This window comes from Burkholderia sp. E168m22, from assembly GCF_001319805.1.
Lineage (GTDB): Bacteria > Pseudomonadota > Gammaproteobacteria > Burkholderiales > Burkholderiaceae > Burkholderia > Burkholderia orbicola.
The window spans coordinates 1-15,578 of record NZ_BBSK01000111.1; the positions used below are offsets into that span (position 1 = coordinate 1).

At 65.3% G+C, this 15,578-nt stretch carries 15 protein-coding genes and 1 pseudogene; 7 read left to right on the forward strand and 9 right to left on the reverse strand.

Features of this window, described 5'->3' with window-relative positions; all coding sequences use genetic code 11:
• On the forward strand, window positions 1–887 hold an 887-nt coding region (locus AP428_RS37270; RefSeq protein ID WP_231691706.1), incomplete at its 5' end, for a hypothetical protein.
• A gap of 158 nt (window positions 888–1,045) precedes the next feature.
• Here AP428_RS37270 and AP428_RS36875 read toward each other — a convergent pair.
• The 3 genes from AP428_RS36875 to AP428_RS25555 form a co-directional block, all read right to left on the reverse strand.
• Window positions 1,046–1,234: a hypothetical protein gene (locus AP428_RS36875; protein WP_089446904.1), complete on the reverse strand. Its 189-nt coding sequence runs from the start codon at window positions 1,232–1,234 to the stop codon at window positions 1,046–1,048.
• The gene (locus tag AP428_RS25550) at window positions 1,215–1,769 is read right to left on the reverse strand and encodes a hypothetical protein (protein ID WP_011694463.1); all 555 of its coding nucleotides are present in this window, start codon (window positions 1,767–1,769) and stop codon (window positions 1,215–1,217) included. The genes AP428_RS36875 and AP428_RS25550 overlap by 20 nt, the downstream gene beginning before the upstream one ends.
• Before the next feature lie 88 nt (window positions 1,770–1,857).
• On the reverse strand, window positions 1,858–2,808 hold the full coding sequence (locus AP428_RS25555; protein WP_011548493.1) for an IS481-like element ISBcen26 family transposase: 951 nt from the start codon (window positions 2,806–2,808) through the stop codon (window positions 1,858–1,860).
• A 142-nt stretch (window positions 2,809–2,950) separates the two neighbouring features.
• On the opposite strand from AP428_RS25555, the gene AP428_RS25560 reads away from it, so the two are divergent.
• From AP428_RS25560 to AP428_RS25575, 5 genes and pseudogenes are all read left to right on the forward strand, one after another.
• Window positions 2,951–3,394, forward strand: a complete 444-nt coding sequence (locus AP428_RS25560) for an alpha/beta hydrolase (RefSeq protein ID WP_011548494.1) — start codon at window positions 2,951–2,953, stop codon at window positions 3,392–3,394.
• 51 nt (window positions 3,395–3,445) lie between these two features.
• Window positions 3,446–4,090: an FMN-dependent NADH-azoreductase gene (locus tag AP428_RS25565; RefSeq protein ID WP_011548495.1), complete on the forward strand. Its 645-nt coding sequence runs from the start codon at window positions 3,446–3,448 to the stop codon at window positions 4,088–4,090.
• 12 nt (window positions 4,091–4,102) lie between these two features.
• Complete coding sequence (locus AP428_RS25570; protein WP_011548496.1) at window positions 4,103–4,411, forward strand: YciI family protein; 309 nt, start codon at window positions 4,103–4,105, stop codon at window positions 4,409–4,411.
• A 151-nt stretch (window positions 4,412–4,562) separates the two neighbouring features.
• Window positions 4,563–5,118 (forward strand): annotated as a pseudogene (locus tag AP428_RS37810) (PDDEXK nuclease domain-containing protein).
• 61 nt (window positions 5,119–5,179) lie between these two features.
• A complete protein-coding gene (locus tag AP428_RS25575; protein ID WP_011548497.1) occupies window positions 5,180–6,343 on the forward strand; it encodes an arabinogalactan endo-1,4-beta-galactosidase in 1,164 nt (387 codons plus the stop codon).
• A 43-nt stretch (window positions 6,344–6,386) separates the two neighbouring features.
• Here AP428_RS25575 and AP428_RS25580 read toward each other — a convergent pair whose 3' ends face one another.
• The 6 genes from AP428_RS25580 to AP428_RS25605 form a co-directional block, all read right to left on the reverse strand.
• On the reverse strand, window positions 6,387–7,682 hold the full coding sequence (locus AP428_RS25580) for a sugar efflux transporter (RefSeq protein ID WP_011548498.1): 1,296 nt from the start codon (window positions 7,680–7,682) through the stop codon (window positions 6,387–6,389).
• 4 nt (window positions 7,683–7,686) lie between these two features.
• On the reverse strand, window positions 7,687–9,657 hold the full coding sequence (locus AP428_RS25585; protein ID WP_011548499.1) for a beta-galactosidase: 1,971 nt from the start codon (window positions 9,655–9,657) through the stop codon (window positions 7,687–7,689).
• Window positions 9,658–9,693: 36 nt separating this feature from the next.
• Window positions 9,694–10,545, reverse strand: coding sequence for a carbohydrate ABC transporter permease (locus AP428_RS25590; protein ID WP_011548500.1), 852 nt, complete (start codon window positions 10,543–10,545; stop codon window positions 9,694–9,696).
• 11 nt (window positions 10,546–10,556) lie between these two features.
• On the reverse strand, window positions 10,557–11,474 hold the full coding sequence (locus AP428_RS25595) for a carbohydrate ABC transporter permease (protein WP_011548501.1): 918 nt from the start codon (window positions 11,472–11,474) through the stop codon (window positions 10,557–10,559).
• A gap of 90 nt (window positions 11,475–11,564) precedes the next feature.
• Window positions 11,565–12,803 (reverse strand): ABC transporter substrate-binding protein, encoded by a 1,239-nt coding sequence (locus AP428_RS25600; protein WP_011548502.1) that lies wholly within the window; start codon window positions 12,801–12,803, stop codon window positions 11,565–11,567.
• Window positions 12,804–12,866: 63 nt separating this feature from the next.
• Entirely contained in the window at window positions 12,867–14,021 is a 1,155-nt protein-coding gene (locus AP428_RS25605) for an ABC transporter ATP-binding protein (RefSeq protein ID WP_011548503.1), read from the reverse strand.
• A gap of 235 nt (window positions 14,022–14,256) precedes the next feature.
• Here AP428_RS25605 and AP428_RS25610 point away from each other — a divergent pair, with 235 nt between their 5' ends.
• Entirely contained in the window at window positions 14,257–15,270 is a 1,014-nt protein-coding gene (locus tag AP428_RS25610; RefSeq protein WP_011548504.1) for a LacI family DNA-binding transcriptional regulator, read from the forward strand.
• Window positions 15,271–15,578: the final 308 nt, after the last annotated feature.

Below are 15,578 nucleotides of genomic sequence, written 5' to 3' on the forward strand. Positions count from 1 at the left end.
AGACCAATCTACTCTCGCACGCGGTGCCGCTCGCAGCCGGTGGCCACGTCGTGGTCCTGCGTGTGGCACCAAGTCCCAACGCGCCGCACCGTTTGCTACGCAACAACCACTTCTACCTGCGCAATTCCGTTGGCAAGGAAACCATGGACATCCACGCAATCCGCACAGCGTTTGCGTTTTCGGAAGGCCTCGCCGACCGGGCCGTCGCCTTTCGCGATCGCCGGCTGGGCTTGCTTCGCAGCCGTCAGATCCAAGTTCCACTCGTGCCCGACCAGCCCATGCTCGTAGTGCACCTGGTGCCAGTGCTATCGCTCACGCGGCGTGAAGGGCACACGATCGAGGAACTCAAAGCTGCCGCTGAGGATCTGCAGCGGGCCCAGCCAGCCGCAAATCCGCTTGGAAGGCCGGTCGCGAATTTCGAAGGCGTGATCTGCACCAGCAACACTGACCGCCAAGATCAGCACTACGCGTTCGCGCAGCTATTCCGTGATGGATGCATTGAACTGGTCAGCGTCCTCACGACCGAGGAACAGGGCAACCCGCCGCTGCCGACGATCTTCCCGGCGACGTACGAACCGTCGCTCGTCCAACACGCGCTCCCTGTGGCCTTTCAGGCCCTGACGACGCTAGGCATCCCCGCCCCGCTGTATTTATCGGTGAGCCTGCTCAATGTGCGTGGTTTGCGCGTCGCCATACGACGGCCAAGGACCGGTCTCGCTGGCTTCCCGGAGTTGCCCGCCAACCTCGTCGACCTCACTTCATCGCTGCGCTATGTCGAGGATCCGGCCGTTTCCCCGGCTGTGCTCGCCGGCCCCGCAATCGATGTGGTCTGGAATGCGGTCGGGATCGACCACAGCCAGATCGTTATCTGGAACCCGGCACCGTGAGCGACCTCAAAGCCGCCGGACCTATGTGAAAAGCACAATCGGCCACGGAGTGGCGATTTTGCGAGGCGACGGAGGTATCCGAGTGCCGAGTCATCCGTCCAAAACGAAGATGCCACCTCTCGGTGGCGCCTAGCTTGGTCGGAAAAATCTACGGTCGGTTACGATTCTGATTCCGCAGTGCGTCGCGTGCGCACCCGCACTTTCGCGCGGTACGTTTCACGAGCCGTCTTTTCCGTCAGTGCGCCGCTTTCGGCCGCCGCCTCCGTGCGCTGGAGGATCATGGCGACCCCGCGCTTCTGCAGCGCTATCACCTTCGGGCGAAGCTTGCTAGATGCGTTCAAAGCCATAAAATCCTCCTTCGTCAGACGCCGGCCGGGTCACGCAGCGAAACGATACCCCAAATTCGCCACGTTCGAATTTCCTAGCGAGCCTATTATATAGCGCGTCAAGTTTACCTGTCTGTGGCATGTAGAAGTACTGCGTCGTTCCAGGGAACGTGTCGGCGTGACCAATTAGTGCCATACCGAGCGCTTCACTGAATTGCCATATCATCGCAGGATCCGGCAACGGCCAGTCGGACGGGTAGAACATCGTCTCCCGGTCCGCCTCGGCGCGGAAAAATTTCACCAACCGAGACTGCGAAGCCGGAACGAATCCGCCGTTCCAAGCGACCGCTGTGTCCTGAATGTACTGTTCGTCATGGCCCGCATATGTCATGACGTCGGCAAAAAACACCAGATGCCGGGTCCCTGCGAAGTCGATCCCGCTCGCCTCAGTCCCCGCATCGACCGCGACTGGCCCCGCGACACGCAAGACATCCATATCCCCAACGCCAGGCGGAAATAGCGCCGCCAACAAGGCGTCGCTCACGTACTCGATCATCGAACTGAATTCTCCGCTCGCAAGGTTTGAAGCATTCTCTCATCTCAACGTGCGAGTCAAGTTTGAAATCGGTCATCCCTTTGCTCCGCTAGTTGTGAAGCGTCAAGAGGTTGTTTCTCGACGCGGGAAGTCTGGCCATCGGCGCAACGCCGCCGATGGCGCTATGGGCACGATGCCAGTTGTAGTGGTGCTGCCAACTCGCCAAGGCTTCGATGCGATGGGCCGAGCTCTGGTATGTCCATGCGTAGGCCCATTCGCGTAACGCTGACTGGATGAAGCGTTCGGCCTTGCCGTTGGTCTGCGGACGATACGCCCGCGTAAATTTGTGCCGGATACCCAGTTCCTGACAGGCTCGCGCAAACTCGTGTGAGCGAAACGCCGAACCGTTGTCGGTTAGCAAGCGATGCACACGCACGCCGAGTCCGGCGTACCAAGCCACTGCATCGCGCAGGAACTGCACGGCACTGCGTTTCGTCTCGTCTGGATGCATTGCCGTGTAGGCAATCCGGGCGTGATCGTCCACTGCGACGAACAGGTACTCCCAGCCAACGCCGTCCACTGTATCGCGCCGATTGCCGGTGACACGATGGCCAGGACGCGCGATACGGCCAAGCTTCTTGATGTCGATGTGCAGCAAATCGCCCGGCGCCTTGTGCTCGTAGCGCTGAACCGGTTCACGCGGTTGCAGGTCGCTCAACCGAGACAGTCCGGCACGCACCAGCACCCGACTGACGGTCGAGGCCGACACTCCCACCTGTCGAGCGATCTGACGTTGCAGCAAGCGCTGCTGGCGCAATTCCACGATCAGTAAGGCAGTCGACGGGGCGATGGCGCGTGGAGAGCGAGCCGGTCGAGAAGAAGCGTCAGCCAGCGCAACCGCACCGCCGGCTAGGTAGCGTCCAAGCCATTTGCGCACAGTCGGTGCTGTCACGCCGTGATCGGCCGCCGCTCGCGACACGCTCGAACCGGATTCGGTGATCTCCTGAACCATCTCAAGTCGACGCGCGAAAGTGAGTCGGGCATTCTTATGGGTGTTCATCCGGCTGGGTTCCTGGAAGGTTGGGTGTTTGGCGACTTCCAGTCTCCCAGACTCAGTCCGGATGAACCATCGATACAACCTATTGAAGCTTCACAGCTAGCGCTAATAACGAACGCCTACACAGGCCGGCAACGCTGCCAGTGTGAAAGGCCTGGTCTATCTGTCCGCGCTGGTACCGGACGACGGCGAGTCCGTCGCCGACCTGCTGCAACGCCTCCACGCGCCGATGACCGGCCTCGCATCTGACGCCCATGGGCTAATCTGGCTCGACGATGCGCGAGCGTTTCAGCACGTCATGGCAGCGGACATTCCGCTCGAACAGGCTCGCGTCCTGGCATCGGTTCAACAGCCTGTCGCAGCGGCCTGCTTCACTGGGAAAATCCAGCACGCGGCCTGGCACGACAAGCCTGTCTGGTATCTGCGAACCACCAACGACAATGCGCTGAAGCCCGCCGTGCAGCAAGCCATTGCGCAGCACATCGGGGCAACGGTCACGTCGATTCGCTCCAGCCACATGTCGATGCTATCTCACCCGGACGAGGTCGCGAGGCTGATCGATCTGGCCGCCCGGAAGGCATCGCAATGAATTCCAGCGCGTTTCGACGCGCTTCACTCCTCCCCTGTCAGCGAGGCTTCAATGAATATCCTTCATCTCGATTCGAGCATGCTCGGCAACAGTTCCATCACGCGAGAGCTGTCCGCAGCCGTGGTAGCTGGTCTGCGGGCGCAGCATCCGTCGGCGCATGTGACGTACCGCGATCTCGTCCACGACGAAATCCGGCATCTCACCGGCCCGATCGCAGCAGGATTTCGGCAGATCGGCGTCGGTGCTCTCGACGACGCCACCGCGCGCGAACATGAGCTCTCCGAAGCACTCGTCAAGGAGTTTCTAGCGAGCGACGTCATTGTCATCGGTGCGCCGATGTACAACTTTTCGGTGCCGAGTCAGTTGAAAGCATGGCTCGATCGTGTAGCCCAGGCCGGGCGCACGTTCCGGTATACCGAAAACGGCCCGGTCGGCCTGGCAGGCGGCAAGCAGGTGATCGTAGCCTCTGCGCGCGGCGGATTTTACGCGGACGCACCGCTCTCACACATGGACTTCCAGGAAAGCTACCTGAAGGCGTTCTTCGGTTTCCTGGGCATCACCGACGTCCGCTTCGTGCGGGCCGAAGGAGCGTCGAAGGGTCAAGCCGTCCGGGACGAGAGCATCGCGCTTGCCAGGGCGACCCTGACCGACGTACTCGTCGACATACGCACGTCCGGTGCGCAAACCATCCAGTAACAGGAGTCGCTTATGCTGTTCGCCATCAAGCTCGACTACGTCCGTCCCTTCGAAGAAATCCAGGCGCATCTCGATGCTCACAAGGCGTGGCTCATCAAATACGCGCAAGCGGGAAATATCCTTGCCGCGGGCCCGCTGCATGGAGAAAGCGGCGGTTTCGTGCTCGCGTATGCGGGCCAACCACGGGATATAGAGACAATGATTGCCGAAGACCCGTTCCATATCCACGGATTGGCAAAGTTCGATGTTGTCTGCTGCGAACCTGCGATATGTGTGGCGGGTTTTCCTACGCACTGGGCAGCAGGTGCCAGGACGATCTGAACAGTTTCATTGACGACGCGTGCTGACGCTGCATCCCGATCAGCGCTCTAGGATATTATCCCAACGCTCATCAACACATCGCCACAGCGCCACGATAACCGCCAGGAGCGCGACATCGACCGTGCGCTCGCGGCACATTTTGCGTTTCCTTGTGGAGTTGGGTGCCCGGTTCGCGTTCGTCGGGCGTCAGTATTGGCTAGAGGGACGCGGCGACGAGTTTTTCATCGATCTGCTCTTCTGCTATCTCAGGCTTCGGTGCCATGTCGTCGTCGAACTTAAATCGATGCTGTTCAAGCCCGAATACGGGGCAACTGCACTTCTACCTTTCCGCGCCCGACGCGCAAGTCAAGGCACCGGAAGGCCAGCCAACTATCGGCCTGCTTCAGTGCAAGCAGAAAACTCGGCTGGCGGCGGACTATGCGCTGCGCGGCCCGACGAAACCGATCCGAGTTACGCCCCGATCTTGTGTCCGGGACTACAGGGGTCAACTCCAATTACCGCGCAATCATCGAGATCGTGTGCCGTCATCCTGTTCGGCATCGCGGTCATCACGGGTGCGACGCGCGCCCGAAATCGCGACCGGTCGTAGCGCGACGCGGCGCGCGTGCCGGCGCTCGCCAGATAGTAGGCAACGCGCGCGTTCTTTGCATGGGCGGCGACAGGTGCGCTACGCTCAACTCGGCCCTGTCTCGCGGGTCGAAATTTAAGCGCTTAAACACACTGGAACCGACCCCGCGTCCGACGGGGTCCATGACATGGAGGATGACGATGAACAGACGATCGATGCTGCGCTGGAGCATGTCGAGCGCGGCGCTTGCCTGCCTCGACCTGGCCGGTCCGCTGGCCGCCTTCGCACGACCCGCGCCGCACAGTGCGGCGGCGGCCGAGTTCGCGATGGGCGCCGACATCTCGACGTTGCCGGAACTCGAAGCGCATGGCGCCGCCTTCTTCGACCGCGGCGGCGCGCCACGCGACTGCCTGAAGATTCTCCGCGCGCACGGCGTCGATTCGATCCGGATCAAGGTCTGGAACGATCCCGGCAACCCGGATTTCTTCCCAGCGAACCAGAGCGATGCGGCGGGCTACAACAATGCCGCGCACGTCGTCGTGCTCGCGCAGCGCGCGGCCGCGCTCGGGATGCGCATCCTGATCGACTTCCACTACAGCGACTGGTGGGCCGACCCCGGCAAGCAATATCCTCCGCATGCATGGGCCGGCAAGAGCCTGGCCGAAACCTGCGCGCTGCTGTCGGCGTACACGACCGACGTGCTGCGCCGGCTGCAGCGCGCCGGCGTGAGCCCCGAGTGGGTGCAGATCGGCAACGAGATCACGGGCGGCATGCTGTGGCCGCTCGGCCGCTACGACCAGTGGGACAATCTCGCGCAGTTGCTGAAAACCGGCCACGACGCGGTGAAGGCCGTCGATCCGCGCATCAAGGTGATGCTGCACGTCGACAGCGGTGGCGACAACGGCAAGAGCCGCTGGTGGTTCGACAGCGCGACGCAGCGCGGCGTCGCATTCGATGTGATCGGCCTGTCGTATTACCCGCAATGGCAAGGCTCGCTCGACGATCTGCGCAACAACGCGAACGACCTAGCGGTGCGCTACGACAAGGAGCTGATCGTCGTCGAAACCGCGTATCCGTGGACCACCAGCGATGGCGATTCCGAGCCGAACGCGATGACCAACACCGGATCGACGACCTTTCCGCCGTCGCCGGCCGGCCAGGCCCAATTCCTCGCAGCGGTCGTCGATATCGTGAAGGGCGTGCCGGGCAATCGCGGCAAGGGCGTGTTCTGGTGGGAACCGGAATGGATCCCGACGCGCGGTGTCGGCTGGAAGCTCGGCGCGGGCGACCAGTGGGACAACAACACGCTGTTCGATTTCCACGGTCACGCGTTGCCGTCGCTCGACGCGTTCCGGCAGCGCTGACGCGTCGCGGCGTCGCGACTTCACCGCACCGGCGCATGCCGCGTCAGTGCGGTGAACCGAAGCCGCGGCGCGCACCGCGCGTGCCGTTCCCGCCGCCTGCGTCGCCCCGCCCGCCGTACGCATCCACGGCGAGCAGCACGCACGCCAGGAGCGCGAGCCCGCAGCATCCGGCGAACGTCGCGCGATAGCCGAACAGGTCGACGCACGCGCCCGACAACACACCCGATGCGATCGAACCGACCCGCGCGGTACTGAAGAACATCGCGGTCGCGGTGCCCGGGCGCGTCGGCATCAGGTCGCATACGTGCGTCATTCCGAGGCACGACGTGATCGCGACCACGCATGCGCTCAGCAGTTGCAGCGGCAGGATCAGGTTCACGCGCGTCACCGCCGCAAGGCCGATGAAATACGCCGCATGCACGAGCGCGCATGCGGTCAGCCAGCGCGCCTTGTCGAGGTGTGTCGAGCGGATGCCGAGCCACAGCATCATCGGAATCTCGAGCAGCGCGGCCAGCCCGAGCGCGGCCGATACGTTCGCCGGCGTGCCGCCGAGCGCACGCACGATAAAGAGCGGCAGCACGATCATCGTCGCGTTCGCCACGAGGCCGATCAGCGTCAGCGCGACGAGGGTGCGCAACACGCTGGCGCGCGACGCGACGACGATCGCCGCACGCGCATCGTCAAGCGGCGGCGCAACGCGGGTCACGGCCGGCAGGTGAACGGTCGCGGGCCGGCGCGCCGGCTCCGGGATCCGCGCGACGATCGCCGCGCATGCGACGAAGCCCGCGGAAGCCGAAAGAAAGAGCCCGGTAAAGCCGGTCTGCGCGAGAATCAGCGCACCGAGCGCGGGACCGAACACCCATGCGATCGACAGCATCGTGCGTAGCGCGGCCGACGCGAGTTCGCGCTGCGCATCGTCGGCGACGGGCAGCACCGCGCGCGCGAACGAGAAGATCTGCGACAGCGACACGGCGCCCGCGCCGAGCAGGATCGTGCCGGCGGCGATCACCGGCCCATGCGCGCGCAGCACGCACAGGAGCGCGAAGCCGAGCGCGGCAGCCGCGAGCGACAACACGAGCAGCGGCCGGTGCCGCTCGCGTCGATCCGACCAGCGCCCGGCCCACGTGCTCGCGACGACGCCGCTCGCCGCGATCGACGTCATGAAGACGCCGGCGAGAAACGGCGACATCCCCGCCGCTTCCACACCGAACAGCGACAGGTACGGCGCGGTAAACGACATCGCGATGCCGAGCATCAGTGCCGCCGCTGACAGCGGCACGAAGTACGCGATCCCGGCCAGGCGCGCGAAATGCAGCCGCAGCGGCCGCAACGATTGCACCGCGTCAGTCCGGCTCGACCCAGGCGGCAACGTCCACCGCGCCGAGTTCCCGGCCGCCGAGCACAAAGCGCGCACCGTCCGGCGCGGGCAGCAGGCAGGGTGCGTCGCCGTAGTTGAACGCGAACGTGACGCGCCCGCGTCGACGCAACCGCACACCGTCCGGGAGCGCCCGTACCTGCAACCCGGCATCTCGCGCGCAGCGGGAGACGATCGCGCGCAACAGCGCGCGGTCGAAACAGGCGGTCGCCATCGTCACGTGAGCGCGCCGCACGAGTGCCGGCACGCCGTCGTCGCACGCGGCGAGCACGTCGACGCCCGGTGCCGCTTCCCTGTCGATGTGATCGCGCCATTTCAGCGCATGGCCGTCGACGCCATCGAACGAGACACGCGGCGCGAGCGATGGCCGCAGCGACTCGACCTGGCCGATCCTCACCGGCAGCACGTCGCGCAGCTTGCCCGGTGCGAGACCCGGCGCGATCGCGAATGCCGCGGTGCGTGAACCCGTGCGCGGCCCGAACAGCCAGTGGGCGAATCCGCCCGCAACCTGCTCGACGATGCGATCCGTGACGACCGGCAGCGTCGGCGCGACGACGAGCGCATAACGCGACAGGTCGGCGCCGGCCGCGACGATGTCGACGTCGAGGCCCAGCTCGCGCAGCGCGCGATACCAGTCGAACGCGTGCTGCTGATAGTCGAAGTCGGCGCCGTGCGGCTGGATCCGGATCATCCAGTCGGCCTCGTAGTCGAACAGCAGCGCGACGCGGGCCGTCTCACGCGGACCGCCGACGAACGCGGGATCCAGCGCGGCCAGTTCGCACGCCACACGCGCCACTTCACGACCGCCCGGCGACAGCCGGTCGTCCGGTGCGTTGAGCCCCGAATGCAGTTGCTCCTGCGCATGCGGATACTGCCGCCAGCGGAAATACGACACGAGCTCCGCGCCATGCGCGAACGCTTCCCACGTCCACAGCCGCACCGCGCCTGCGTGCGGCACCGGGTTGTACGGCCCCCAGTTCACCGGCCCGGCCTGTTGCTCCATCACCCACATCCGCCCGTTGCCGATGCCGCGATACAGGTCGTGCGAGAACGCCGAAACGTCCGGGTGGCCGGTACGAGCCCAGCGCCGCTTGTCCGCTTCGTCGAGCGGCAGTACTTCGGTACGCGGGACCGGATAGCTGTCCCACGCAGCGACGTCGAGCCCGCCGCGCGCAAACGCATGGTGATCGAACTCGGTAAAAAAGCCCATGAAGTTGTGCAGCACATCGCGGCCCGGCGCGTGCGGACGGATCGCATCGACCTGCACGGCGTGGAACCGCGCGACCTCGTCCGACTGATAGCGGCGGAAGTCGAGCAGATGGGCGGGATTCGCATCGGTCGGCGTATGGCGCGGCAATTCGATCTCGTCGAAACCGCGATACTCCATGCTCCAGAACACGTTGCCCCATGCACGATTCAGCGCATCGATGTCGCCATAGCGCACGGCGAGCCACGCGCGAAACCCTTCGAGCGCCGCACGCGTATAGCTCGGCAGCGTGTTGTGACAGCCGAGCTCGTTGTCGGTCTGCCATGCGATGACTGCCGGATGCGTGCCGTAGCGTCGCGCCATCGCGTCCACGATGCGCACGCAGTGCTCGCGATACACGGGGCTCGCGATGTCGTAATGGCGGCGCGAGCCGAACTGCCACACCGCGCCGTCGGCGGCCACCGGCAGCATCTCCGGATGACGATCGACGAGCCATTTCGGCGGCGCGGCGGTCGGTGTGCCGAGCACGATCTTCAACTGCTGACGCGCGAGCGTGTCGATCGCTTCGTCGAGCCATGCCCAGTCGTAGCGGCCGGGCGCCGGCTCCATCCGGCTCCACGCGAATTCGGCGATCCGCACGCGCGTCAGGCCCAGTTCGGCCATGCGCAGCGCATCGCGCTCCCATTGTTCGCGCGGCCAGTGTTCGGGGTAATAGCAAACGCCGAGGTGCATCGTGGATTCCTTGCTGAAGAAAGAGGACGGGACGGATCAGCCCTTCGTCGCGCCGAAAGTGAGCCCCGCGACGAAATGCTTCTGCATCGCGAAGAACATCGCGACCGACGGCAGCGCGGCGAGTACCGAGCCGGCCGACACGATGTTCCAGGCGGTCGTCCACTGCCCCTTGAGCGCGGCGACGCCGACGGTGATCGGCGCCGCGTCGTCGCCTTGCGTGAGGCACAGTGCCCAGAAGTAGTCGTTCCACACGAACGTGAACACGAGGATCGCGAGCGCGGCGAGCGCCGGCCGCACGAGCGGCAGCACGACGCGCCAGTAGATCGCCCACTCGGACGCGCCTTCGACGCGCGCGGCCTCGATCAGCTCGAACGGCAGCTCGCGGATGAAGTTGCGCAGGAACAGCGTGCAGAAGCCGGTCTGGAACGCGGTATGGAACAGCACGAGCGCCCACACGGTGTTGTAGAGACCGACGCCGAGCATGATCTGCCGCACCGGGATCATCAGAATCTGGATCGGCACGAAGTTGCCGGCGACGAACAGCCCGAGCAGCACGAGGTTGCCGCGGAACCGGAAGTTCGCGAGCGCGTGCCCGGCGAGCGACGCGAGCAGGATCGATGCGGCGACGGACGGCACCGTGATCAGAACGCTGTTCGCGAAGTAATGCAGCATCGGCGTCTGCGCGAGCGCGGCGCCGTAGTTGTCCAGCAGCGCAAACTGTTTCGGCCAGTCCCAGTAATGACCGGCGATGATCTCGTCGGTCGAGCGGATCGACGTGACGAGCACCGCGAGCAGCGGCACGAGCCACAGCGCGAGCGCGCACGGCAGCGACAGCCGGTACAACCAACGGGCGGGACGTCCCCAGCGGGACACGGGCATCGGATACATTTTCGCGATCCTTATGATTCGACGCGCACCAGCTTGCGCAGCTGCCACACGATGTAGACGAGCATGATCGCGAACAGCACGACCGCGATCGCGGCGGAATAGCCTTCGCGGTAGTACTTGATCGACTGGTCGACCATGAAGTAAGCGAGCACGGTCGAGCTGTCGAACGGGCCGCCGCCCGTCATCACGGAGATCAGGTCGAAGCTGCGCAGCGCGCCGATCACGGTCAGCACGACCGCCATGAAGGTCGCGGGCCGCAACTGCGGCAGGATCACGTGCCACAGCAGCGTGAAGCCGCGCGCGCCTTCCATCCGCGCCGCCTCGACGATCTCGCCGTTGATGCCGGTGAGCCCGGTCAGGTAGAGGATCATGCAGAACGGAATCTGCGGCCACAGCGCGGCGGCGATCACGCCGTAGGTCGCATAACGCGGATCGCCGAGCACCGGGATGCCGTGCCCGACAATCAGCTTCAGCAGCCCGAACGTCGGATCGTAGAACCACGAGAACACCAGGCCGACGACGACGCCCGGCAACACGAACGGCGCGAAGAACAGCGACTTCAAGAGCCGGATCCCGAACACGTTCTGGTTCAGGTATAGCGCGAGTGCGAGGCCGAGCGGCGGTGCGGCGAGGAACAGCACGAGCCACAGCACGTTGTTCTTCAGCGCGACGTAGAACGTATCGGACTGCAGCAGCTCGCGATAGTTGTCGAGCCCGGCGAACATCATCGGCGTCATCCCGTCCCAGTGATGGAAGCTCAGCCAGATGCTGCTGACGATCGGGTACAGCACGAACACGGTGAAGAGCGCGAAACCCGGCAGCACGAACCACAGGGCCGCGCGGTTGCGCCGCCGCGCGAGCGACGCGCGCGCAGGCCGCTGAGGGCCGGCATCGCGGCGCGCGGCGCTTTCGGACAGGCTGGTTGACATGAGATGGCCTTCGATGAAACGAACGTGACGGTGACGAGGTGACGATGAAGCACCGGGCCGACATCCTCGCCGGCCCGGCCGCGCGGCGCATTACTTGCGGTAAATGCGCTTGCGGGTCTGCTCGAGGCGCTGCAGGATCGCATCGAGCTGCGCCGGATCGGACAGGAACTGCTGCATCGCCTTCATCCCCTCGTCGGCCATTTCCTTCGTCATGTCGCGGTCGTAGAACTGCGCGATCCCGCCCGGCGTCGTCGCGAGCGTATGGAAGCCGATCTTCGAGATCGGGTCCTGCGGCTCGGGCGCCTTGTTGTTCGACGGCAGTTGCCCCATCCCCTTCGCGAACTCGCCGCTGACCGCCGGCTGCCCCATGAACGCGAGGAAGCGTCGCGCATCGGTCTTGTTGTGCGCCTTCGCGGGGACGATCAGCACGTTGACCGGGCCGTCCTCGGCAAGCGGCACCGACGCGTCGATCACCGGGAACCGGAAGAAGCTGATCGGGTTGCGCGTCGCGCTCAGCAATCCGGCCGAATACCACGTGCCCATCAGCGTCATCGCGGCCTGGCCGTTGACGATCAGCGGGCTCAGCGAATCGACGTCGTAGGACAATGCGTTGTCGATGAAATACTTGTCGTCGATCAGCTTCTTCCATGCTGCGTACACGGCCCGCACGCGCGGATCGGTATAGGCGACGTCGCCGGCCATCAGCTTCTGGTGGAACGCATAGCCGTTGATCCGCAGGTCGAGGTAGTCGAACCACGCGGCGAGCGTCCATGCATCGCGCGCGGCCACCGCGATCGGCGCGATGCCGGCCGCCTTCAGCTTGCGGCACGCGTCGAGAAACTGCGGCCAGTCGGCCGGCTCGCCGTGAATGCCGGCCTTCTCGAACAGGTCCTTGCGATAGAACAGCCCGTACGCGTCATAGCCGAGCGGCAAACTGTAGAGCTTGCCGCCGTAGGTCGACGACTGCTTGACGGACGCATACGTATCGCTCCAGCCGTTCTTCTGCCAGTCCGCGCTCAGGTCCTCGATCAGCCCGCGCTTCGCGAAATACGCGAGCCTTTCGCCGTTGTTCCAGCTCAGCACGTCGGGCGGATCGGTCGCGAGCCAGCCGGACATCTGCACCTTGTATGCCTCCTCGCCGACGTAGCTGACCTTCAGGTCGATGTCCGGATTGGCCTTGTGGAACTGGTCGAACGTCGCCTGCCACGTCGCGCGCTGGTTGCCGCGCGCGGCGACGTTAACTTTCAACGTGCCCGCGTCGGCCGTCCCCGCGGCGCAGACCGCCGCAGTCGTCAGGGCAAGCAGCAGTCGGCTCGCACGAAGTCTCATCGTTGTCTCCTGGTATTGGTGTGTTGAATGCCGCGTCGCGCGCGGCGGGGCGGCCCTACGCCACTACGCGAACGCCGCTTCGGCGTGAATGGCCGGCAACGCGATGCCGGCTTCGTCGAACAGGTGGCACCGCGACGGCGGCACGTGGAATGCGTGGCGCTCGCCGCGCCGCAACGTGGCCTGACCCGGCAGTTTCGCGAGCAGCGGGACGCCGTCGGGCTGGTCGAGATGCACGTACGCGGCTTCGCCGAGTTGCTCGACGAGCGCGATGTCGCGGACGATCGACGGCAAGCCGGCATCGCCGGACGCCGCGATCGTGAGGTGCTCGGGACGGATCCCGAGCAGCACGCGCGCGCCGCAGCCGACGTGGCGCGGCAGCGGGCGCTCGCGCAGCGTCAGCGTTTCGCCCGTACGGTCCAGCGTCAGCCGGCAGCCGTGCGCATCGCACGCGTCGACGATGGCCGGCAGAAAGTTCATCCGCGGCGAGCCGATGAAGCCGGCGACGAAGCGGTTGGCCGGCCGGTGATACAGCTCGAGCGGCGCACCGGCCTGCGCGATGCTGCCGAAGCGCGCGACGTCGTCGCCAGCATGCAGCAGCACGATCCGGTCGGCCAGCGTCATCGCCTCGATCTGGTCATGCGTGACGTAGACCGAACTCGATTGCGTGAAGCGCGCGTGCAGCCGCGCGATTTCGACACGCGTCTGGCCGCGCAGCGTCGCGTCGAGATTCGACAACGGCTCGTCGAACAGGAACACGCGCGGCTCACGCACGATCGCGCGGCCGATCGCCACGCGCTGCCGCTGCCCGCCGGACAAAGCCTTCGGCTTGCGATCGAGCAGTGCTTCAAGCTGCAGCACGCGCGCGGCCTCGGTCACGCGGCGGCGGATCTCGTCCTTCGGCGTGCCGGCGATCCGAAGCCCGAAACCGATGTTGTCGAACACGGTCATGTGCGGAAACAGCGCGTAGCTCTGGAACACCATCGCGACGCCGCGCTCCGCGGGCGGTGTGTCGTTAATTCGTGCGCCGCCGATCCGCAGCTCGCCCTCGGTCACGTCCTCGAGACCGGCGATCATCCGCAACAGCGTGGATTTTCCGCAGCCCGACGGACCGAGAAACACGCAGAATTCGTGCGACGCGATCTCAAGGTTCACGTCACGCAGCACCGGCGCATGGTCGCCGTAGCGCTTCGAGACGTCCTTCAATGAAATGGCGGTCATCGCGCTCTCCTCCAGCCCGTCATACGCATCGGATCGGAAAATTTAATCGCTTAAATTTCAGTGGCGCAAATTGCCCGGTTCGCCGTACCATGTCGTCTCCTTCCTCTGATGTGTCGAGAAATTAGCGTATCGGCTGTCCCTGTGCAACTTGTGGGACAGACTCCCAGAATATGAGCAGACACTCTCCCGCTTCACTTCCGCTGCACCATGCCGACAGGCCGACCGGAGGCCGCGCTTGGTGACGCTCGCGCAAGTCGCACAGCGCGCGAACGTCACGGCGGCGACCGTCTCGAACGTGCTGCGCAATCCGCAGAAGGTGAAGCCAGCGACCGTCGAACGCGTGATGGCGGCGATCCGCGAACTCGGCTATCGGCCGAACCTGACTGCGCGCGCGCTCGCAGAGGGCCGCACGTCGACGCTCGCGCTAATGCTGTCGAACATCACGAACCCGTTCTACCCGGAGTTCGTGCTGGCCGCCGAACGCGAGGCGCGCAAGCGCGGCCATTACCTGCTCGTGTCCAATACCGACGACGATCCGGCGATCACGCGCAACTACCTCGAGCGGATCGCGGGGACGCTCGCGGCCGGCGCGATCGTGATGAACACCGATCTCGCCGAAGCGGAGCTCGCCGACATCGCGCGTCACGGCGCATCGATCGTGCTGTGCATGTGGGAACGCGTGCATGCGTCGCGCACGTTGCCGTGCGTGACCGTCGATTTCGCGGCGGCGGGCGCGCTGGCGGCCGCGCATCTGTCCGGGCTGCGGCATCGTGCGTTCGGCGCGCTCGTCGGCAAGGGGTCGGGCGGTCCGCAGTCGGTGAGGCTGCGCGGTTTCGCCGACGAACTCGCGGCGCGCGGCCATCCGGCCGACGCGCTGACGGCCGTGTCGGCGCACGATTCGATCGAAGGCGGCTACGAAGCGGCCGCCGCGCTGCTGCGCGAGAAGCCCGGCCTCACCGCGCTGTTCGCGACCAACGACCTAATGGCGATCGGCGCGATGCAGGCGGCCGCCGATCTCGGCCTGCGCGTGCCGGCCGAGCTGTCGGTGGTCGGCATGACCGATATCCAGCTCGCGCACCAGTTCCGCCCGGCGCTCACGACCGTGCGGTTCCCTACGTCGCAGATCGCCGCGCGGGCGATCGCGCTGACGCTCGACATGATCGACGGGATCGAGCCGGGTGCGGCCGTGCATACGATCGGAGCACCCGAACTCGTCGTGCGCGAATCGACCGGGACGGCGCCGGACTGACGGCTCGACACGCACCGTGTGCGCGTGCGGTGTCTGCGCCGGGAACGAACGGCGTGGCGTCGGTCGCACAGGTTCCGTTGTCGCGAATCCGAAAACCAGCCATCACCGAACCTGACCTGCGGCGGAATTTTGTAGCCAGTCAGACAGTGAGTCTCGTGTCGATATTGTTGGAATCCAGCCTGGCTCGACGGACCGTGGCGGGAGGTTGATAGCGATGCGCGCTATGGGGCTGTTGATGGCGGTGTAAAACCGCGCTTAAATGGCGGTGCAATGCTGAGTGATTCGCTCAAGTACGAAGGGGCCCTCGG